At 55.8% G+C, this 20,478-nt stretch carries 16 protein-coding genes; 5 read left to right on the top strand and 11 right to left on the bottom strand.

Annotation, left to right across the window (positions count from 1 at the left end):
• The 4 genes from ACFE7X_RS17015 to nagB all read right to left on the bottom strand — a co-directional run.
• Positions 1-948, bottom strand: a 948-nt coding sequence (locus ACFE7X_RS17015) for a TonB-dependent receptor plug domain-containing protein (protein ID WP_375436886.1), incomplete at its 3' end; no start/stop codon positions are given.
• Between the two features lie 809 nt (positions 949-1,757).
• Positions 1,758-2,693, bottom strand: coding sequence for a glycosyl hydrolase family 18 protein (locus ACFE7X_RS17010; protein ID WP_375436885.1), 936 nt, complete (start codon positions 2,691-2,693; stop codon positions 1,758-1,760).
• Positions 2,694-2,703: 10 nt separating this feature from the next.
• Positions 2,704-3,990: a sugar MFS transporter gene (locus ACFE7X_RS17005; RefSeq protein ID WP_375436884.1), complete on the bottom strand. Its 1,287-nt coding sequence runs from the start codon at positions 3,988-3,990 to the stop codon at positions 2,704-2,706.
• A gap of 144 nt (positions 3,991-4,134) precedes the next feature.
• Positions 4,135-6,051: a glucosamine-6-phosphate deaminase gene (gene nagB / locus ACFE7X_RS17000; RefSeq protein ID WP_375436883.1), complete on the bottom strand. Its 1,917-nt coding sequence runs from the start codon at positions 6,049-6,051 to the stop codon at positions 4,135-4,137.
• Positions 6,052-6,659: 608 nt separating this feature from the next.
• On the opposite strand from nagB, the gene ACFE7X_RS16995 reads away from it, so the two are divergent.
• Positions 6,660-7,751 (top strand): LacI family DNA-binding transcriptional regulator, encoded by a 1,092-nt coding sequence (locus tag ACFE7X_RS16995; protein WP_375436882.1) that lies wholly within the window; start codon positions 6,660-6,662, stop codon positions 7,749-7,751.
• Positions 7,752-7,801: 50 nt separating this feature from the next.
• Here the strand turns inward: ACFE7X_RS16995 and ACFE7X_RS16990 are convergent, their stop codons facing one another.
• The 5 genes from ACFE7X_RS16990 to ACFE7X_RS16970 all read right to left on the bottom strand — a co-directional run bounded on the left by ACFE7X_RS16990 (position 7,802) and on the right by ACFE7X_RS16970 (position 12,768).
• The gene (locus ACFE7X_RS16990; protein ID WP_375436881.1) at positions 7,802-8,509 is read right to left on the bottom strand and encodes a copper homeostasis protein CutC; all 708 of its coding nucleotides are present in this window, start codon (positions 8,507-8,509) and stop codon (positions 7,802-7,804) included.
• 5 nt (positions 8,510-8,514) lie between these two features.
• Positions 8,515-9,540: a N(4)-(beta-N-acetylglucosaminyl)-L-asparaginase gene (locus ACFE7X_RS16985; RefSeq protein WP_375436880.1), complete on the bottom strand. Its 1,026-nt coding sequence runs from the start codon at positions 9,538-9,540 to the stop codon at positions 8,515-8,517.
• Positions 9,541-9,580: 40 nt separating this feature from the next.
• Entirely contained in the window at positions 9,581-10,618 is a 1,038-nt protein-coding gene (locus ACFE7X_RS16980) for a family 10 glycosylhydrolase (protein WP_375436879.1), read from the bottom strand.
• A 56-nt stretch (positions 10,619-10,674) separates the two neighbouring features.
• Positions 10,675-11,898 (bottom strand): carbohydrate-binding family 9-like protein, encoded by a 1,224-nt coding sequence (locus ACFE7X_RS16975; protein ID WP_375436878.1) that lies wholly within the window; start codon positions 11,896-11,898, stop codon positions 10,675-10,677.
• Positions 11,899-12,516: 618 nt separating this feature from the next.
• Complete coding sequence (locus tag ACFE7X_RS16970; protein ID WP_375436877.1) at positions 12,517-12,768, bottom strand: hypothetical protein; 252 nt, start codon at positions 12,766-12,768, stop codon at positions 12,517-12,519.
• Between the two features lie 718 nt (positions 12,769-13,486).
• Here ACFE7X_RS16970 and ACFE7X_RS16965 point away from each other — a divergent pair.
• Positions 13,487-14,341 (top strand): DUF5672 family protein, encoded by an 855-nt coding sequence (locus ACFE7X_RS16965; protein ID WP_375436876.1) that lies wholly within the window; start codon positions 13,487-13,489, stop codon positions 14,339-14,341.
• Between the two features lie 334 nt (positions 14,342-14,675).
• Here ACFE7X_RS16965 and ACFE7X_RS16960 read toward each other — a convergent pair whose 3' ends face one another.
• Together ACFE7X_RS16960 and ACFE7X_RS16955 are read right to left on the bottom strand one after the other, a co-directional pair.
• Entirely contained in the window at positions 14,676-15,080 is a 405-nt protein-coding gene (locus tag ACFE7X_RS16960; protein WP_375436875.1) for a response regulator, read from the bottom strand.
• Between the two features lie 37 nt (positions 15,081-15,117).
• The gene (locus ACFE7X_RS16955; RefSeq protein ID WP_375436874.1) at positions 15,118-18,129 is read right to left on the bottom strand and encodes a PAS domain-containing protein; all 3,012 of its coding nucleotides are present in this window, start codon (positions 18,127-18,129) and stop codon (positions 15,118-15,120) included.
• Between the two features lie 187 nt (positions 18,130-18,316).
• Between ACFE7X_RS16955 and ACFE7X_RS16950 the strand changes: the two genes are divergently transcribed.
• The 3 genes from ACFE7X_RS16950 to ACFE7X_RS16940 all read left to right on the top strand — a co-directional run bounded on the left by ACFE7X_RS16950 (position 18,317) and on the right by ACFE7X_RS16940 (position 19,681).
• Positions 18,317-18,448, top strand: coding sequence for a hypothetical protein (locus ACFE7X_RS16950; protein WP_375436873.1), 132 nt, complete (start codon positions 18,317-18,319; stop codon positions 18,446-18,448).
• 357 nt (positions 18,449-18,805) lie between these two features.
• Positions 18,806-19,126, top strand: coding sequence for a hypothetical protein (locus ACFE7X_RS16945; protein ID WP_375436872.1), 321 nt, complete (start codon positions 18,806-18,808; stop codon positions 19,124-19,126).
• A gap of 144 nt (positions 19,127-19,270) precedes the next feature.
• A complete protein-coding gene (locus tag ACFE7X_RS16940) occupies positions 19,271-19,681 on the top strand; it encodes a hypothetical protein (RefSeq protein ID WP_375436871.1) in 411 nt (136 codons plus the stop codon).
• Positions 19,682-20,478 lie beyond the last annotated feature (797 nt).

Raw genomic sequence — 20,478 nt, 5'->3', positions numbered from 1 at the left:
CTGCACCACGTTGGAGCCATCGAGCCGGCCGCCCCAACTGGAGTTGCCCGACTGTGCGGCGGCCGCCGCTGAAATGGGCTTCTGGTTGTTGCCGCCTTGGCCGTATTCGTACTGCCAATCGGTTAGGTTGAATACCTGCTGCACCACGTAGTTGCTGTTGAACTCGAGGCCGTCGTTGCCCTTGGCGCTTTTGGTGGTAATCAGAATCACGCCGGCCTTACCCCGGTAGCCGTACAGGGCCGAAGCCGCCGCGCCTTTCAGCACCGAAATGCTTTCGATGTCGTCGGGGTTGATGTTCGAGATAGGGTCGCCGAAGTCGGGTGCGTTGTCGTACTGCCCGCCGCTGTTGCCAATAGTGGCCCCGGCCCCGCCGCTGGGCTGGCTTTCCACCGGCACCCCGTTGATAACGTAAAGCGGCTGGTTGGTTTGGTTGAGGCTGGACGCGCCCCGGATGATAACGTTGCTCGACGCCCCGGGCCCCCCGGACGTCGAATTCACGTTCAAGCCCGCCACTTTGCCCACCAGCGAGTTGGCCACGTTGGTTTCGCGCGCCTCCGTCAGCGAAGTGCCTTTGATTTCCGTCACGGAGTAGCCCAGCGTCCTACGGTCGCGCGCCACGTTCAGGGCTGTTACCACCACTTCGTTGAGCGTCTGCGCGCTTTCACTCAGCGAAACGTCGATGACCGATTGGGAGCCCACCGCCACGGTTTTGGAATCGTAGCCGATAGACGAGAAAACCAGCGTGGCATTATCGGGTACTCCAATCGAATAGCCTCCGTCCGCACTTGTGCTCAGGCCCTGCTGGGTGCCTTGCACGATGACGGTAACGCCCGGCAGCGCCCCGCCCCGCGAGTCGGTTACTTTGCCGGTTACCGTTTTGGTTTGCGCCTGTACCAAGCTGTGCAAGCCTAGTACGGGCAGTAAGGTAAGCCAAGTAGATCTTTTCATAGATTTCAGACGACTATTTTGTGATTGGAAACGCGGCAGGACAACTTCAAAAGCAAGATTCCCGAAGAAATTCAAGCCGGTTTCGACAAAAACATCAGACTGAAACCGGATATAGGAAGGGTGTTTTCGCCTCGAAGCGAAGGGCAAAATTTCAGGCCAGGATGGGTGCTCCTAGCGCTAAGTAACAGAGGGACAGACACTACCAGCCTGGGCAGAGGCTAGGCGGGCACTTTCGAATAGAACAAGCCAATAACATCAGGACTAAAGTCCGCCCACGAACTAGTGGTTTGCGCTGGGTTACAGAACAGATTTGTTGAATTTCTTAGGTTACACTGCCACTAGGCTGCTATTTCTATCCTTGTTCCTGCGCTCCAGGCTTACCACCTTCCATCCGAGTTCTGAAGACGTGTTCAAGCGGAGTGCTCTACCTTCTCTGGAAGATCAAATAAGATTTTTCAAACACTCAATTGAACTCTCTTATTCAAACATACTGATCTGCTATATGTAAAGCAAGCAGTTCAAGAAAAAAATGTGTGCGCACACGCAATAAAATATCACATGAGTTTCCGCACACGCACCAGCAGCGCGCTTAGCTGCTTGCCAGGGTTGCGTAACCCGCTGTTGAATTGCTAGGTTGACTGCTCGAATATTCAAGTTTTTGCGATATAACTTTTTGCAAATCAGGGCCTCAACAGGTTTGTATTGCCAAGCAGGTTAGATTTCGGAAGTAGTATTTAGCGGCAGATCAAGCTATCTGCTTTAGCTTGTCCACCCGAAGCAGCCAACCCGGAGCCGTGCCCATTCCGCTGCTAACGGGCTGGAGGCTTGGGGTTAGCTCGGCGGCGTACTTCTTGGCTGATCGCCGTGAGCAGGGAATTAGCTCCGGCTGCATCCTGCGACAACTCCCACATCATGATGCCACTGGCTTGCTCAAGGGCAAGGGTGGTTTTGCTTTTAATGGTGGCTAGTCCGTTGTAGCCTACCCCGGCTAGCAAGTCGGCACTCGGGTCGGCCCCCTGGGTCAGTAAGGCGGAGAAAGCGACGCCGCCCGGCTGCCCATAAAAGGGAACACCCAACACGGTTTTACGGGCCGGCAAGCCGCGGCCTTTCCAGTAAGCAAGCGACTGCGCTGCATCGGCGTACGTAGAGTGCGTTGGCGGGGGAGCATCGTAGGCCATGATATTGAGAAAGTCAACGCACTCGAACACACTGCTCAGGATTCCGGGTCCGGCCCAAGTGCCCCCAGCTATGGCGGCCGTTAGCAGCTTGCCTTGGCTATGCAACTGCGTGGCGAGTTGTTGCATGAGCGTGGCGTAGCCACTGGCCGTGCGCGCATCCGGGTGCTCCCAATCCATGTCTATCCCGTCGAGCTGATACTCACTAGCAAAGCGCATCAGGTTGGCAACGAAGGCGCTGGTGTAGCCGGCATTGGCCCCAATAGAATCGAAGGCACTGTGGTTGCCATCGTGCCAGCCGCCCACCGATATCAGCACCCGTACATTGGCCGCGTGGGCTGCCGCCACCAGTTGCCGCAGTTTCGCTGGATTCTGCAAGGGCTCTAAGCCGCCGGTAGCGGTAGGGTGCAGGAAGGCATAATTGACGTGCGTAAGCTGAGCGAGTTGCGCCTGGTTTATCTCGCCGCGCCAGGATGGCAGGTAGCCCACCACCCGAAACTGAGCCAGCGTAACCCCTGATTGCAGCAATAAACTCACCAAGGTCAACAGCAACAAATACTTGCTTTTCATGGGGCAGTTTTTAGGTGGTTGGCACCGCTTGCTTCACTGGTTTTTCCACTTGGTAGGTGTGCCCCTTCAAGGCAAAAAACAGCACGTACAGATAGCACGGCACCAGTAGCAAATACGCCTGTTGCAAGCCGATTACCTCGCTTAGCCGGCCGTAGAGGTACGGCAGCACGGCTCCGCCTCCAATCCCCATAATCAAAAGGGCCGAACCCCGCTCCGTGAAGCTTCCTAGTCCCTTGATACCCAGAGGAAAAATGGCGGGCCACATCAGCGAATTAGCCAGCCCCAATAAAGCCACAAACAGCACCGACGTATAGCCATGAGTAAACAAAACGCCCCCAGTAAACACCACCCCCACGATGGTGCAGACACTGAGGGCCGTTTGTTGATTCACGTACCGCGGAATGGCCCATATGCCCACGCAATAGCCTACCAGCATGGCTATTAGGGTAAAGGAGGTGAAGTTGCGGGCAATATCGAGGCTGATACCTTGCGAGCGGCCGTACTGAATGATGGTGTCGCCGGCAATAACCTCGACGCCGACACAGCAAAAAATAGCGCCCACTCCCAACAGCAAATGCGGGAACTGCCAGATGCTACCGGCCGGCTCCCGCGAGTTAACTTCCCCTGTTTCGGGCTGCGTGGTAATTTCCGGCAACCCAGACAGTCCAATCAGCAGGGCAAGTATGAGTAAGGCCCCCGCCATAAGCACGTAAGGAAAGATTACCCGGTCGGCTAGTTGCTGAAGCAACGTGGCTTTCATAGCCGGTGAGATGGTGCTAGCCAGTTGGTTTTCTAGCTCGGTGGCTCCTTTCAATACCACTGCGCCTATCAGTACGGGGCTCAGGGCGCCGGCCACTTTGTTGCAAATACCCAGGATGCTGATGCGTTGCGCAGCACTTTCCATGGGTCCCAGAATGCTGGCGTAGGGATTGGAAGCCGTTTGGAGCAAAGCCAACCCCGCCCCCTGAATAAACAACCCCGTCAGGAAGAGCATAAAGGAGCGGGCCTGCGCCGCTGGCACAAAGACCAGCGCCCCACCCGCCATCACCACCAAACCCAGCGCCATGCCGTTCTTAAACCCTGTTTTCTGGAGAATCAGGGCGGAAGGAATTGCCAGGAAAACGTAGGCGATGTAAAAGGCAAACGTAACCAGCAAGGCCTGCGAATAGCTTAGCTCACACGCTATTTTCAGGAAGGGAATCAGCGTGCCGTTAAGCCAAGTGATAAACCCGAAAATGAAAAACAACGCGCCGATAATGGCTAACGGCGGGACAACGGATGGGCTAGGGTTTTTCATTCGTAGTCAGAAGGGTATGGAATGCCGCTGTTCTTGCCAGCTTACGGCCGCGGCCCACTTAGCAGCGAGCAGCCTTCAGCTAGCTGACGCAACGCAGCAGGTAGCTTCGGCGCGGTTATTTAGCCACGCTTTCGATCAAAGAACCTAGAATCGGTGGCGTACAAATGCCTCAATGGCTTCGTATTCAGTTAACCCTAGCTGGTCGTACAGTTTGGCGGTGGCGTGGTTGCGGTCTTCGGAGCGCTGCCAGAACTCGCGCTTGTCGTTGCCCGGAAATACGGCGCTGTCTTTCTGCGACTGGTGCTTGAAAATGGCCTTGCGCTTGCGCATCAGCTCCTCGGGGCTAATGGGAACGGCCATTTCAATTTCCTCGACGTCCCACTCCTGCCAGGCGCCCCGGTACAGCCACAGGTAGCAATCCTCCACCCATGCCTCCTGGCCCCGGAGGCGGTCGAGGGCCGCGAAAACTGCATCCAGGCATACGCGGTGGGTGCCGTGGGGGTCACGCAGGTCGCCGGCGGCAAAAATCTGGTGGGGCTGTATTTCTTGCAGGATATCAACCACCAATTGGATGTCGGCCTCGCCCAGGGGCTTCTTCTTCACCTGCCCCGTCTCGTAGAACGGCATGTTCATGAAATGCACGTTCTGTTCTTTCACCCCGCAAAAGCGGCACGCCGCCGCCGCTTCGCCCCGGCGGATAAGGGTCTTGATGTCCTGCACCAGCGGGCTGTCCTCCTCCCCTAGCTTCTTATGCTTCAAGAACTCCACCACTTCGGCGTGTTGCTGCTGCATAACAGGCACTCCCACGTTCAGCTTTTCCGCGAAGCCAAGCGCAAAGTCGGCGTAGCGGCGCGCATCGTCGTCGAACACGGCCAGGTTGCCGGAGGTCTGGTAGGCTACGTGCACGTCGTGGCCCTGATCGACCAAACGCAGCAGCGTGCCGCCCATCGAAATCACGTCGTCGTCGGGGTGGGGGCTGAAAATCAACGACCGTTTCAGGGCCGGGCTGGCGCGCTCCGGGCGCTGCGCATCATTGGAGTTGGGCTTGCCGCCCGGCCAGCCCGTGATGGTATGCTGGATGGTGTTAAATACCTTGATGTTCAGCGCGTAGGCGTTGCCGGCTTCGGCCAGCAAGTCACTCAAGCTGCCATCTTTATAGTCTTCATCGGTGAGCTTGAGAATGGGCTTTTGCATTTTCAAGCTCAGCCAGATTACGGCCCGCCGAATCAGGCTGTCGTCCCAGAGGCACATGCCCACGAGCCAGGGCGTTTTGATGCGCGTCAACTCCAGAGCCGCCCACTGATCCACTACCACCCTCACCTGGGGGTGCTGCTGGAGAAACGAAGCCGGTACTTCTTCGGAAATCTTGCCTTCCACGGTTTCCTGCAAGATTTTAGCCTTGCCTTCGCCCCAGGCCAGCAAAATGATTTGCCGGGCTTTCATAATCGTGCCCACGCCCATAGTCAACGCTCGCAGCGGCACGTACTCTTCCTTGATAAAGTCTTTGGCCGCGTCGGTGATGGTCAGGGGGTCGAGTTTCACCAGTCGGGTGGCCGAGGTAATGGAGGAGCCCGGCTCGTTGAACCCAATGTGGCCGGTGCGACCAATACCGAGCAGCTGCAAGTCCAGCCCACCGCAAGCCTTAATCCGTTGTTCGTAGGTTAGGCAATATTCTTTCACCTTCTCCACGGGCAGCGTCCCATCCGGAATATGGATGTTTTCGGGCCGGATGTCGATGTGGTCGAAGAGCTGTTCGTGCATGAAGTGAACGTAGCTTTGCAACTCGTCCGGCTGCATCGGATAGTACTCGTCCAGGTTGAACGTGACTACATTGTTGAAGCTCAGTCCTTCCTCGCGGTGCAGGCGAATCAGCTCTTTGTACACCCCAATGGGCGAGGAACCCGTAGCCAGTCCTAACACTGCTAGTTCGCCCTTTTCCTGCTTGCCCCGAATCAGTTCAGCAATTTCATAGGCCACGCTGACGGCACCTTCCGCGGCGTCTTCGAAAATGGTTACGGGGAGCTTCTCGAAGGTGGTTTCCGGGTAGTGTAAAACTTCCATAGCTGATTTTCGAGTTAAAAAGTCAAGGTTTTAAGAACGAAGCAGGAAGGTCCCGTTAGGGAAAGTAGATGGCCGCTATGGCCCTGCAAAGGCGAGAGTCTACTGGCTCAAGCAAACAAGTCACACGGGCGACAGCGACAACTTTTGTGTTGTCACGCAACTGGACTTTGGAAAGCAGCAGTTAACGAGTGATTCAAACGTAATCACCTGATTGTTATAAACCAAATAAATAAAAGAAAACATGTGTGCGCACACGCAAAATAAGTTGCCTGGAGTGTGCGCGCACGCACCAGTAGCAGCAAAGTCAGCAGCCAGAGCGGCTCTTTATCAAGTTTAGAAATAAACCTAGGTGACGGCCTTTGAAGTATTTAGTTTTGTATTTCGAGGCCACTCACAGAATTCAGAGAGCCTAGTAGGGCATCCCTTTTCTTAAGTTGAACTAGTCCTCGCAGAAAAAAGAGGTAAACTTTTACCTTAGAGCCCGGCATCGCGCGCAACCCGTGGATCGAGAGTTACACCATACAAAGCAGATTGCTTTAGCTTGATGGGCCAGCCGCCTTCTTGTCGCTAGGCAGTCAGTGATTTTTAAACAAGCGTAGAGCACACTCATGGGTAAAAACGCGGTGCGTATCAAGGATATCGCAGCCAAGGCAAATGTTTCAGTTGGAACTGTGGATCGGGTGCTTCACAACCGCGGTCGGGTGGCCGAGGATGTGCGGCAGAAAGTCCTGCTCATGATGAAAGAGTTGGACTACGAGCCCAACATGATTGCGCGTACCCTCGGCTCGAACCGCACTTACCAGTTGGCCGTTCTGCAACCAGATCATACGCTGGACCCGTATTGGGATGCTCCCTGGCAGGGTATCGAGAAAGCCGCGCGCGAACTAAAGCAGTACGGCATCAGCGTGGTTACGTATCCGTACAGCTTGACGCAGGTTGCCTCCTTCCGCGAGCAAGCGCAGGCCGCCACGGCATCACAACCCGATGGAATTCTGATTGCGCCCCTGTTCTACCGCGAGTCGCTCACGTTTTTCGAACAGTGGCAGCAGCAGCAGATTCCGTACGTGATGTTCAACACCTACATTGCCGAGGTGCAGTCCTTGAGCTATGTGGGCCAGGACTCCTACCAGAGCGGGTTTCTGGCCGGCAAACTGGTGCAGTTCGGACAAACGCAGCCGGGCACTTTCCTTATTGCCCACATCGGGGAAGATATTGCCAACTCCGTGCACGTAACCGAGAAGGAACGAGGATTTCGCGACTATTTCATTGAGCTTGCTGCTCGGCAGGATTTCGAGCCAGACCAACCCCGAAGCCTCTACAACATCCTGAGCATTGATTTGCCCGACCCAGCCGACCCGTCGTTTGCCCGGCAGCTGACGTTGCTGCTAGACGAAGAGCAAACGCAGCTAAAAGGGATTTTTGTGAGTACTTCCAAAGCCTACAAAATTGCGCCCTACCTGCAAGCCTACCACCGCGAAGACATCCGCCTGGTCGGCTACGACTTGCTGGAAAAGAATATTCACTTTCTGAATGAGAACGTCATTGATTTTTTAATCAACCAAAACCCCAAAAAGCAGGGCTATCGGGGCATCTATGCCTTGGCCGATAAGTTGGTTTTCAAGAAAGAAGTGCACCCCGTCAAGAACTTACCGCTCGACATTATCACCAAAGAAAACCTACAATACTACCTGGACAAGTAAACCAGCCGGCTCCTGCCGCGCCCTCGCCTCGTCGTGAAACAAGGGACACCTTATTGCTGTAGTTGAGCTACCAGATCTGCCACGATGGCCGGGTCAGTTTCCGGCAAGACAGCGTCAAACAGGGCAGACAACGGCGCGTGTGCGCTGGGCCACAGACGTGTCGCGCTAGCATGAAACTCGCCGGCCCTCGTGTTTAGCATTAGGCTCCTGATGGTGTGGGGCGTGATACCACTCCCCGGCATGATGCTGATGCGCCCGGCTGCCTGCCGGACTAAGGCGGCCAACTGCTCCTGGCCGGCGGGCGCCGTAGCCTGCCCGCCCGAGGTGAGGATGCGGTGGCAGCCCAAGGCAACAACCTCTTCGAGCGCCTGGGCTTGGTTGGCGCATACATCGAAGGCGCGATGGAACGTGACCTGCAGGGAGCCAGCCGCTTCTATCAGCGTTTGGCACAGGGCAACGTCTAGGCGGCCGTTGCGGTCGAGGGCCCCGAGCACTACGCCGGCGCAATCTGCCTGGCGGCATTGGACGATATCGGCGGCCATAATTGCTTGTTCATCGGCGTCATAGATGAAATTGCCGGGCCGCGGCCTGACAAGCACGAATACCGGAATCGTCAGCAGCTTCCGTACTCGGTCTAGCAAGCCATAGGACGGCGTAATGCCGCCCTGCTCTAGATTCTGGCACAACTCAATCCGATGCGCACCGCCCGCCTGCGCCGCCACCGCCGACTGCACGGAATTCGCACAAATCTCCAACACGCCTCTCACTTGAGCAGGTATTCGCTTTGAAGAAGTTGCTGCTGATTGCGGGCGTCGCAGACGGCGTAGCTGAAGCCTTTTTGCAGGGCGAAGGCGCCGTGCACGCCCTGGTTATTGACGGCAATAAAGCACACCTGAATCTCGCGGGCCTTGTCGCCTTTGATCTTGGCAATTCGTTCGATGGCCGCTTTGCAGGCTGCTTGCGGCGAGAAACCCTGGCGCATCAACTCCACGACCGTATGCGCGCCCGCTATCCGGATTACGTCTTCGCCTTGGCCGGTGGCCGCCGCCGCGCCTACGGCATTGTCAACAAACAAGCCCGCGCCGATCAGGGGCGAGTCGCCGAGGCGGCCGCGCATTTTGAAGCCCATGCCGCTGGTCGTGCAGCTGCCGCTCAGGTTGCCTTGGGCGTCTTGGGCAAGCAGGGCAATGGTATCGTGGTTGTTGGCCCCGCCCACAGGGCCGGTTGGCTTCTTGGAACTTGAGTTTTCAATGTTCACCACCGGCTTATACTGGCTGGTTTTCAGCCACTCCCGGTACGCCGTTGAGGCATCGGGGCTGAGCTTTTGTGGTTCCAGCGGGAAACCCTGTGCCACGGCAAACTGCTGCGCTCCTTCGCCGACTAGCATTACGTGGGGCGTACGCTCCATCACCCGCCGCGCAACGCTGATCGGGTGCTTGATGCGTTCCAGGGCCGCTACACTCCCGCAGTTGAATTTGTCGTCCATGATGCAGGCGTCGAGCGTCACGATGCCCTCCCGGTCCGGATTACCGCCCAGCCCTACGCAGCAGTTCTGGGAAGCTTCCGTTACCATCACCCCCGCTTCTACCGCATCCAGGGCTCGGCCTCCCTTGCTCAAAATTTTCCAGGCGCCCAGGTTGGCGGCCAAGCCCGTATCCCAGGTGGAAATTACCAGCGGTTTGCCGACTACTGCTAGCGGTGGAAACCCAGCGGCTTCCGCTCGTTGCTCTAGCGTTAGCACCACCAAGCCGGCAGCAGAAGAGGTAAGAAACTTTCGGCGAGTAGGCATAGGGCAGGCAGATTAAAGAGTAAAGCTTCGAGAAAGTTTTTCAGTGCGTAGGCAGTACCTTCAACGAAGCCGTTTTCAAGGCGCGCAGCGTCGCCGGCGATACTTCACCGAACAGCGAAACGCCGGCCGCACCGTTGCGCAAGGCTAGTTCTATTCCTTGCTGCACTTCGGTTTCAGCTTTGAAATCGGGCAGAAACAATCCCGCGTAGAGCGGAAACTTGCCCCGGAGTGCTCCTACCCCTTCGGCCACGGCCTGACCAATCCAGGCCACATTCTCTTTGTAGAAGCCGTGGTAAATCATCGGGCAAACCCCACTGATGTTCCAGTTCACCCAGTCCTGTTTTACGTTGCGATGGGCAATATCGGGCGTAGGAAAAACTGCGGCGGTCAGGGGTTTGCCATACGATTGGGCAACCTTCATGAGTTGCTCTACCACCCTGTTGACGCGCTGATAGCGAAACAAGCGCCACGAAGGACTGGCCTCCGGAAACTGCACCGAGTCGATATCCAACCCATGTTCCGTTTTGTAGGCGGCCTTGCAAACCGAGCAGTAGCAGAAATCATACTCGGGCAGTTCACTGGTTTGCACGATTTTGTAGGTGTCCCATAGGTTCACCGGCAAAATCACATCACAGAACCGTACGTAGTCCAAGTGGACGCCATCCACATAGTCTTTTTTGAGGGCCGTGGCGTAATCGTTTGCCAGATATTGCTTCACTTCCTCGCGTGAGGGACACAGCCAGCGGTAGTAATCGACGTAGGGAGGATGGGTGGCGCAGGACTCGCCTTTGCGGTTCACGGCGTACCATTCAGGGTGCGCGGCCAGCAACGTTTTTTCGCCGCGGTTCATTGTCCAAATCCAGCGGTGGGCTTCCAGCTTTTGGGCTTTTGCCGCGCGGAAGTGCAGTTCGCTGTCGCTTTCAAAAAACATTCCGCGGATACCTGCTTCGTAGCAGCGGCGGTAGCGCTCGGCCAACTGCGGCTTCGTGTCTTTCAAGTCAGGATTGGTCCAAACCCAGTGCTTCCACTGAGTTGGTGGAATGGAAGTAGGCAGTGCCGCTTCAACAGATCCTGGCAAAATGGAAGCGGACAAGCCCGCTACAAAACTGCTTCTAACGAATTCTCGGCGGCTCGTCATGGTTTTGAATAGTTGATTAGCCCTTCGTCGTTGAGGCGGATTGGGGGCCTTCCCGCGGCTGTAATTGTGGCAGTGAATTGGTTTGCAGTGGCCTCCAACCGAAGCTGGTTGAGGTGATTTTCCACAACTACTTGCGGCTCGATTTCAAGCTCGGCCAGGGTGGTAGCATACTTGGCATGCTGCTTCCAGTGCTGCTTCTGGCGGTAATATACCAGCCATAAATAGCGCTTTTGCGCTTCACCATAAGGCAGTTGAAACGTGGTTGTTGCTGTGCGCGAAAACTGCAAGTAGCCCCAGCGCTCAGGGTAATGCATATCAATTACTCCTTGCGGCGACCAAACCCAGTTGGATTCGGGCAGCTCTTTACCGGCCGCGTCTCGCAGCTTGCTGTTTTTGCCACCAACCGTGCGGGTTCGCCATTCAACGCGTGAGAAATTGATGCGCCACAGAGCGCCTTCCACTGGCGCCCGAAAGGGATACCCTATGCGCAACGATTGCAAGGGAATAGCCATTTCCACGGTCCAGCCCTGGTCCTGATCTTGCGGCTGGTTCAGGGTGCCCTCCAGTTTAATACCCGAACGCAAACCAGGTGCATCCCAGCTGACTAGCGCGTCTCCCCCGTTGCGGTATGGTTTGGGTAGAAACAACTCGAAAGTTTTATTGAGCGCATTCACTTCTATTTCGAAGTATTGGTGCGTGTTGTTGTCGGGATCGAGGAAAACCTCGAAATCATTATCCTTGAAAATAATGGCATCGTGCTCGGTTTGCGTAGCCCAGAGTTGTGGCTCCTGCAAGGTGGCAGCGACGAATAATGTGGAATCATTCCACAGCATTTTCACCCGTGTCTGCCAGGTCGGCAGTGGTTTGGCGGCGCCCTCGATATCCACAAAATCAGTTGTCCAGGCTGCTTTTTGCCAGTCGCTTTCCCGCAAGCTTCCGTCCATTTGCAGAGCCTGCGTGGTGTGCTGCACCACGTAGCCTTTGGGCACAGTGAAAAGCGTCTCCAGCCCCTGAAACGCAGTTTGTGCTTGCAAAGGCGGCGCCAACACCAGCAAGAGCAATACACTCAACCAGAAGCCAAAGCAAGCTGCTGGAGGCTTGGCCGCACCGTTGTGTTGTATCCAAGGAGCTGGTTTGCGCCTACTACCGGATGCGCTCCACAGCAAACAAGTTGGCCCGGTGGGGCGCGGCAGCAGAAAAAAACCGAAGGTATTTTTCATGTAATCCGTGGAGATGCGCGCAGGCTATGCGGTGTTGAGCGAGCAAAGTACTCAGCCTTTCTGTACTTATTTCACTGCTCGACGCCGTTTAATTATCGGCTACACGTCGCAAAGCAAGTTCAGTTGGTTTCGCAAGTAAATAACAGAAGTTACTTAACGTTCCAACGGGCGCATCCCACTTAATCTGCCATCTGTCAGCAGCTTAGCACTTTACACGGCTGAGGTAGTCCCGATAAACCAGCCAAAGTCGGGACGCGGTTTGTAGTTGGTTTCGAAGTGGCAGGAAGTAAAATAGCCAAGGGCTGAAGGTCACTGTTCGGCGTTGTTGCGGGTGAAATAAAGGCTGATTTCCGGTCGCGCTATAACCTATAGGCTAACGATGCTACTGCCATGCTTTACTGCTGAAACTACCCGCGACGGACTGTTTTGAGGGCCCTTACTTGCGAGGAAATGCTCGTTTCCATCGTCCCATTTGAGCAGGGCGAGACGCACAAAAAAAGCACAGCCTAAGTTGGGCAATTGCTCAACTTAGGCTGTGTTGGCTTAAAGTGTTGCCCTCACCCCAAATCAAAGAGGGGAATGATATGGCTCTGAAGAAAAGTGCGGAGTCAAGCTGCTCTAGTTCCGCAACAGGCGATGCTTCTGGGCTTTGTATTCAGCGATTGTTGCTATTTCTTGCTCCGGCAGGCCGGGCCAGTTTCCTACCTCATTGGCTGCTAAATAGGCAGTTGATGGCGGCACCATACCGGCGGATCTTTCGGTCCACAATAAGCCCCTCAAAAGACTCACTGACAGTCCCGTAAACAGAAAAAATAGCAATAATAACTCGGCACTACCTGGGTTGCCAATTAAAAAGAGACTCGTAAACATATAATGAATAAGTAAAGTTTAAGCTCATCAATATCCGGTATTTTCTTTTCTCTTCCTATTGCCGACAAACTTCCTAACAGACAATTTTTGCACTCTTGATGTCAGGGTAATCAAACGCTGCTCGCACGAGTATTGTAGTCGTGCTCGTTGCGCAAGAAATCTTCTGGAGACGGTTCCCAGCAACGCCGGGAGCAACTCCGAGCAAGCAGGTGATTATATCTACCGACTCTTCTTTTCGCAGATAAAGGTTTAATTCGCTTCGGCGTTGCTTCAAGCTACTTTGCTGAGGCCTAGAAGCTCGCCTTTTGCGGCTCCGTGTCCGCCTCGTTTTCAAGCCTGCGCGCTTGAAAGCTCGAAACCAGCTCGACTCGGCTTTTTAGTGCGCGTCCAAGCCGATCCAGTTTCTAGACTACGAACGTATCTCTTGGCTGCAAGCAAGTCAGCAACCCCTACAAGGACGGACGCTCATTCATGGCCTGCAATTTCTTTTTTACCTCTAGCAGTGGATGCAAGTGCTAGAAACAAGCGGGGACAAGCGCGGGCTTGCTTCAGCAGTCAACAAACCGTTGGATGAATAGTATATACCTATTCTTGTTGAGTTGCTGTTTGGGGCTATGCGTACTTGCAAAATGAAACTATATCTTGTGTTTTTATTACCGTCCTTACTGTTGCTCCCCGCTCTTCTCCTACCACACTTTTCTCTTTAACCTTTACCCCCTTGGAAGCTGTAATTCCGGCGGACGACCATGCCCGCCTTGGCGAAAAAAGTGCCTTGTCTAGTCCTTCTCCGCAACGGTCGCCGTCGTTGGTGACGGTTGTTATCCCTATTCACAAGGAGGAGCCCTCGGACCTAGAAAAGATTTCACTGGCTCAGACGCTGGCTGTCCTGCACCGGTACCCGATTACTTTTATGGCTCCCACGGGGCTCGATACGGCGTGGTACGAAGCTACCTGCCAGGGCAAAGCGCAGATCTTCATCGAGCGGTTCGAGTGGCACGGCTGGCAGGCTTTTGCCGAACTCATGATTGCGCCCGTCTTCTACCAGCGCTTTCTGGCCTACGACTACATGCTCATCTGCCACCTCGATGCCTTTGTCTTCCGCGACGAGCTGGCCCAATGGTGCGCCCTGGGCCACGACTACATTGGGGCCGTCATTTATAATGAGGGCTATATCCGACCCAAAACCTTGTTGCGAAGCCTCGTCGGTTACAATAGTCCAAGCTACGTGGGAGCCGGTGGTTTCTGTTTGAAAAAAACGAGTACTTTTTACCGCATCACCTCCCAACACAAGCGCTACATCAACTTCTTTTTGTGGCTCAACAAGAAGCGCCAGCGCATCTTTCTCGACGACCTGTTCGTGTCGCTGCACTTTCCCAAACTCGAGCCCGGTTTCCGCATTCCCCCCAACTCGGTGGCCCAACAGTTCGGGGCGGACTACAACAAGTGGGCCGAAGACCAACTGCCTTTCACCAACCAGGACAACAGCACCCTGCCCTTTGGCGTGCACGCCTGGATCCAGTATAATCTCGACTTCTGGAAACCTGTCCTTCGCCGCTACGGCTATGTTCTTTGACGGGAACCACTCCTAGACTGGACTGCTGAGGCAGTTCCAAGCCTGGGAGCAAGCCCAAAGCCAAGGTAGTTCACCATTAGCAGGCCGAGTACCTTTGTTACTGGAAAAGACAGATTCCATCCTATGGAACGCAGCCGTGCGCGAAGCCGAAGCAGAAATGGCGCAGCCTACGGATAGGTAAACCTACAGCTCTGCATAGATGGGGAAGCCGCAACGGAAACGCGGGGCGGACTGGGGCTGTCCAAACAAACCGGCAACATTTGCACGTCGTGCGCCAAACGATGAACGCAACGGATTTACGGCATAATCTCGGCGGTAATTGCCTAGGCTACGGCTAGCGAAAATGGGTTTCCAGCACATGCTGGACTTTATCGGAGTTGAGGGGCTTGCTGATGTAGCCGGCCACGGGCAAGGCTTCGAGGCGTTGCAGGTCGCGCAGGTGTACGGAGGTGGTGAGCATGACGATGACAATGGCGCGGCGTTTGGCTAGCGGTAGCTGTTGGTAGGCTTCCAAGAACTCGAAACCGTTCATCCGGGGCATGTTCACGTCCAGAAAAATCAAGGCCGGACAGGTAGGACTGGCCTCGGTGCATTCGGCGGCCAGCACCTGCAAGGCCTCCTGGCCATTGAGCGCTACCATGACTTGATCGGTAACGTCGAGCTTCTCGAGCAGCTTTCGGTTGAGGTAGTTGGTCGTCGGGTCGTCATCGACCAAGAGAGTGCAGCGAAGCTTAAGCATAGGGAGCATATAAAGAAGAAGCCGTCGGGACGCTAAATTAACGGGGAAAATAGACTGTAAATGTCGCGCCCTGTCCAAGGTGGCTTTCCACCTCGATGCGGCCCCCGGCGTTTTCAATCATGCGCTTGATGATGTACAAGCCGATACCGGAGCCCTCAACGTGGGTGTGGTAGCGCTGAAACATGGCAAATACGTCTTGCTCGCGCGTGAGGTCCAAACCCAGCCCATTGTCCTGCACTTCCAACACGTGATACAAATCTTCCACCCGGCCGCGCACGTGCACTTCAGGGGAGCGGCCGGGGTGATGGTATTTGAGGGCGTTGCTGATTAGATTGTACACCACCGAACGCAGGTTCTTCTCGGAAAAGGTAACGGTGGGCACGGCCTGCACGTCCACCCACAAACGGCCGCCGGTTTGCTGTAGCAAAGGGGCCAAGTCTAGGCGCACGTCTTCGACGACCGCTGCCACCGGCACCTGAATCTGCGGCCGGTTGTGCTCTTTCTGAAGCTTGCTCACGTCGGTCAGGTGCTCGATGGTGCGCGTGAAGCGGTCCACGGCTCCCTGCATCAATTCCAGAATGAAAGACACTTCGCTCGGCTGACTGGTTGGATTCAACTCGCCTTGCAGCGTATGCAGCAAGCCTTCGATGTTGGAAATGGGGGCTTTGAGGTCGTGGGAAGCCGTATAAATGAAATTGTCCAGGTCGGTGTTGGTGCGCGTGAGCTGTTCAACAACGGCGCGGAGTTGCTCGTTGGCAGCCCGGAGCTGCTCGTTGACGGCGCTAACCTGCTGACGGGCCCGCACCTGCTCGCTCACATCGGTAGCTACGCAGGTGATGGCAGAGCGCCGGCCCTGGGCGTCGCGCAGGGGCTGGTACACAAAATTGAAAAAGCCAGCCGGACCACTCCCGTGCCGCGCCAACCGAATAGGCTGCTCGCTGGCCACGAACGGAATGCCCGACTGGCGCACCTCGGCCAGCAGGTCGGGCAGCCCTTGGGTTACGAGTTCGGGCAGTGCCGTGAAAAAAGGCTGCCCGAGCAACTCGGCCAAGGGGTGCCCGAGCATCTCGGCCATCGGGGGGTTGACCACGTCGAGCACGTAGTCGGGTCCCTGAAACACGCAGATAGCCACCGGAGCTTGCGTAAATATCTCGCGCAGTTGTTCTTGCTGGGCGGCGCGCTCTTGGCGAGCCAGCACTTGCTCGGTGACGTCGTAGGCGAAGACCGAGACGCCAGCAATCTGACTTGCTTCGCGGTAGGCCTGGTAGGTGAAATTGTAATACGCGCTGCGGGGTGCATGGCCCGCCCGCGGTGGTGGTTCAAAGAGCACCTCGTTGCCGAAATGCGTTTCACCGGTCTGATACACACGGTCCATCAGCTCGATAAAACCCTGAGTTTCCAGTTCGGGCACGGCCTGCGCCAAGTCGTACCCTACCAGGGTGCGGCCAGCAAATAGCTGCTGATAAGCCGGATTGACGTATTCGACGCGGTGGCCGGGCGCACGCAGCAAGGCAATCAGGGCCGGGGTTTGCTCGAACACCGCGTGAAAAGCCTCGCGTTGCTGGGCTAGGCGCTGAGCGGCAGCCAGCACTTCGGCTTGCAAGGCTTCGGTGTGCTGGCGCGCCCGAACCTTTTCCGTGACGTCCATCACGAACGAGAGAATCTCCTGCGTCTGACCCTGCTCGTCGGTCAGCGGCTGGTAAAGAAAATCAACGTAGCGCGGCTCGGTCTGGTCGGTATCAGGGTTGAAAAGCTGGACGAGCTTCTCCGTGCCAATGAAAGGCTCACCGGTGGCGTATACCTGGTCGAGCAGGCCCATGATGCCCTGAGCTACCAATTCGGGAAACACTTCCGCGGCGGTGCGGGCAGGCTTGGCGCGCCCCCCCGACAAGGCAAGGTACTCGTCGTTGAAGAAGGTATAGCGATGCGTGGGCCCGGCCAGCGTGGCCAGCGAAGCGGGTACTTTCTCCATAATCTGCCGCAGCCGAATCTGCTGCTCCTGTAGCTGCGCGCGTTGCTGCTCGGCAGTGCCCAGAGCGGTTTGGAGTTGGGCCGTGCGGTCGGCCACCCGGGCTTCCAACTCCTGATTTAGCTCGCGCAGCGAACGTTGGGCTCCCACCAAGTCCTCGTTGTTGAGGCGAATTTCCTCGTTGGCGGCTTGTAGCTCCTCGTTAGCATTTGCTAATTCGGTATTGAGGGCCTGCACTTGCTGGCGGGCAAACACTTGAGCCGTCACCTCATAGGCGAACACCAGCACGCCGTCGATGGCGCCAGCCAAGTCATGGCGAGCTTGGTAGATGAAGTTATAATAGCGCTGCTCCAAGTTCGTGGCCCCAGCGTTGGCATGGTCGAGTTGCACGAGCATTTCGGTGGCGTAGAAGGTTTCGCCGGTTTGAAACACCTGGTCGAGCAAACCAAAAATGGGCTGCCCCGCCAATTCCGGCATGGCTTCGGCAATGGGCTTGCCCACCAGGGGCCGGTCACCGACCAAGGCCTGATAGGGCGGGTTCACGAACTGAAACACGTGTTGCGGCCCCTCGAAGATGCAAATCATGGCCGGGGCCTGCTCGAACACGTTATGCAAGTGCTGGCGCTGGCGGTTGGCCTCGGCCAGTGCCGCTTGCTCGCGGGCCTGACTTGCGCGCAACGCTTCTTCCACGGCCGTACGAGGCTGGTCGGCCGTGTCGGTGAAGCTTACTAGCAGCAGGTCGCCGCTTCGCTGGGCGGCGAGATGAAAATAGTTGTCGAGGCCATCTGCCTGGTAGTTGACATTGAAGTGATTTGCTTGTCCGGAAAGAAATGCATCACGGTAAAAGGCAAAAATACCGGCTTCAACAGCATTAGGATAAAGGGTTAGAAACGTGTCGGAAGGGCATTCCGGCAGGCGAAGCATGCGCTGAGCGGCCGGGTTTAATTGCACATAAGCCAAGTCCAGAACGGTGGCCGTCTCGTGGCCCCCCCAAACGGGGCGGAAAACGATCAGCCCGGTCAGTGACACGTCTAGCAGGACCTGAAACAGATCAGTGGAGGCAAGGGAAGCAGAAACCATCGGCAGGTGGTAGGCGAAACAAAAAGCAGCACACTAAAAGCACAATCCAGCAACAACGCTTTAGTGCTAAGCGAGGCCGAAGTTAATTGTTTAACCGGCCAAGCCATTAAACAGTCGGTGACCGTTTAGCAATCTTCGCCCCATACCTGTTAAACACTAGTGCCAGCCGGTGGCAAGGAGCCCTAAAATGACACGATTAGGCCCTGTTGATGAAATTATCAATGGCGCCATGCCTACGGCTCTAGCGCACGCGCCGGGTAGCGAATACCGGTGCCGCTCCACCGACGAAGTGCTGAAGAATTCACTTAGTTCGACTTAACACAAGTACTCGACGGCGAAATTAAATCCTTGCCTTAGGGCAATGCAATAAAGAAGGTAGTGCTTTCCTGCTCGCAGCTTTCCAGCCAGGTATTGCCGCTGCGGCTAGAAAGCATCAGATATAAAAGAGGGGTAGCCCGTATGGAACGGGTTAGGCCGCGTGACTGGGTACGCAGTATACTACACCCATCCAGCACAGCCAGGCAACAACTCCCATCCAGCTCCCCTGCTGCGCTTCAGGTGGGAAAAGCAACTCTCACACTCGCCTATAGCGGCCGCCAGACCTTGGTAGTAGCTGCGTCTTGGCTACCTTGGTGCCCAGGTATCCCGTGGCTGTCTTCTCGGCCTTCCTATACGCATGCAAAAACTATCCCGTGTGTTGCTAGTCGACGACCACCCAACTATTAATCACCTCAATGAACGGCTACTGACGAGCCTAGGCATAGCAAACCAATACCTCGCGGCTACGGACGGAACCGAAGCTTTGGCAGTCCTCGCCCAGTTTAGCACCCAGGCCAATGCCAATCTTACCTGCCCCATTTTGCTGCTGCTCGACGTAAAGATGGCCGGCATGACTTTCCTGGTCGCCTGCCCGCGTCTCCCGCTGGCCTGGCAACGCGCCGCGGTTTTATGCTGCCCACGGCCTCCACAGGTTTCCAAGATCTGGGGGCGCGTATAGGAGCTTCCTGTTACTGGCTTGGTCAGCAAATCCTTAACCAAAGACAAGCTTGATATGACCCACAAGCGCCACTCCCAGCGCGAGCTTGCCATTAGGTAGCCAGCCTTTCTTCACTTAACACATCCTTTGCAAGCACTACTTTCTATGCAGCAGTTGACCTCCTCTCCCTTTCTGACGCTCTATTTGCATGAGGGGGTTTCCCGCGCCATCGAAGCACAGTGGCACGGCTTTGTGCGCAGCGCCGTGCTGCGCCAGGCCACGCTGGATGCCGTCGTGCTGGCCCGGCAGCACCGCATTACCGGCTGGATTGCCGATGACCGGCTCCTGGGGCCGGTGCGTCCCAGCGACCTGAACTGGATTGCCCAACAGGTGCTGCCCCAGTTGGTTGCTGTAGGCCTGAAGCGGTTCGCCCGCTTGGAGGCAAAAGATCCGCTCAATAAATTGCTGATTGGCCAAGCGCAGGAAACGGCCGAGCAGCAGTTGCCCTTCGAACTACGCACGTTTACGGACTTGCCAGCGGCGCGTACCTGGGCCTGCGGGATAGAACAGCCTTGAGTAGGCCCTCCTTCCCTTAATGCACCTACCAACCACACACTTTCGTTACCTAGCTGGATTGTCTATCTGAAAGAAGAATTCAGCGGCGCGGGGTAACCAGATAATCTTGCGCGATGATAGACTAAGCCGTTGGCCGCTAAAACAGTATAACTTTTTTCAAGGAGCCAACTTCATTGATGCGAGCGTGCACTCATTTCAGCACTGCCGTTCCGCGGCTGTAGGCTGGTCAGCAGTTAGGCACGTTGGCAGTTGCAGCCAATCAGCGCTTATTTTCTGCTCGACACGAACTTGCTGGGGCTGCGTTGGTAATCCGTAGCAATCAAACCGGCATTATCCATAATTTGCAAAGCTCTTTCCAAGTGCCCACCTCTACGACTGGCACAGGCTAGCGAGCTAGGCAAGTGAAAAGATTATGTCTAATAACGATTTTTCGCGCACTCAATCGGTCTTGGCAAGTTGTTTGACGACCAAAAAGCCCCGACGCTGGTCCGGACTTTTTTATCTAGCTTAAGCAATGGGTTACTTCAACAATAAGAGAGAATTCCTTACGGAGCACTTAGCGCGCCTGATTGCTACCCTAGTGCTACTTGGCCTGGGTTGGTGCACCCTGCATGCTTGGCAGTGGGTGACGGCCTTACTGAAGTGACGCTTACGCCTACCCACACCCGAACCGGCTGCGAGATGGTTTAGCTAGGCGCAATAACGTTGGGGCGTGGATTTAAGGTAGATGTGAAGTGGTTGAGAGCTAAGCTAAGTGACCAGAACAGAAGGTTGTCTTCCGTCATTAGGCTAGCCTT

Source organism: uncultured Hymenobacter sp. (genome assembly GCF_964242765.1).
GTDB lineage: Bacteria > Bacteroidota > Bacteroidia > Cytophagales > Hymenobacteraceae > Hymenobacter.
This window is presented reverse-complemented; position numbering and strand designations above follow the sequence as displayed.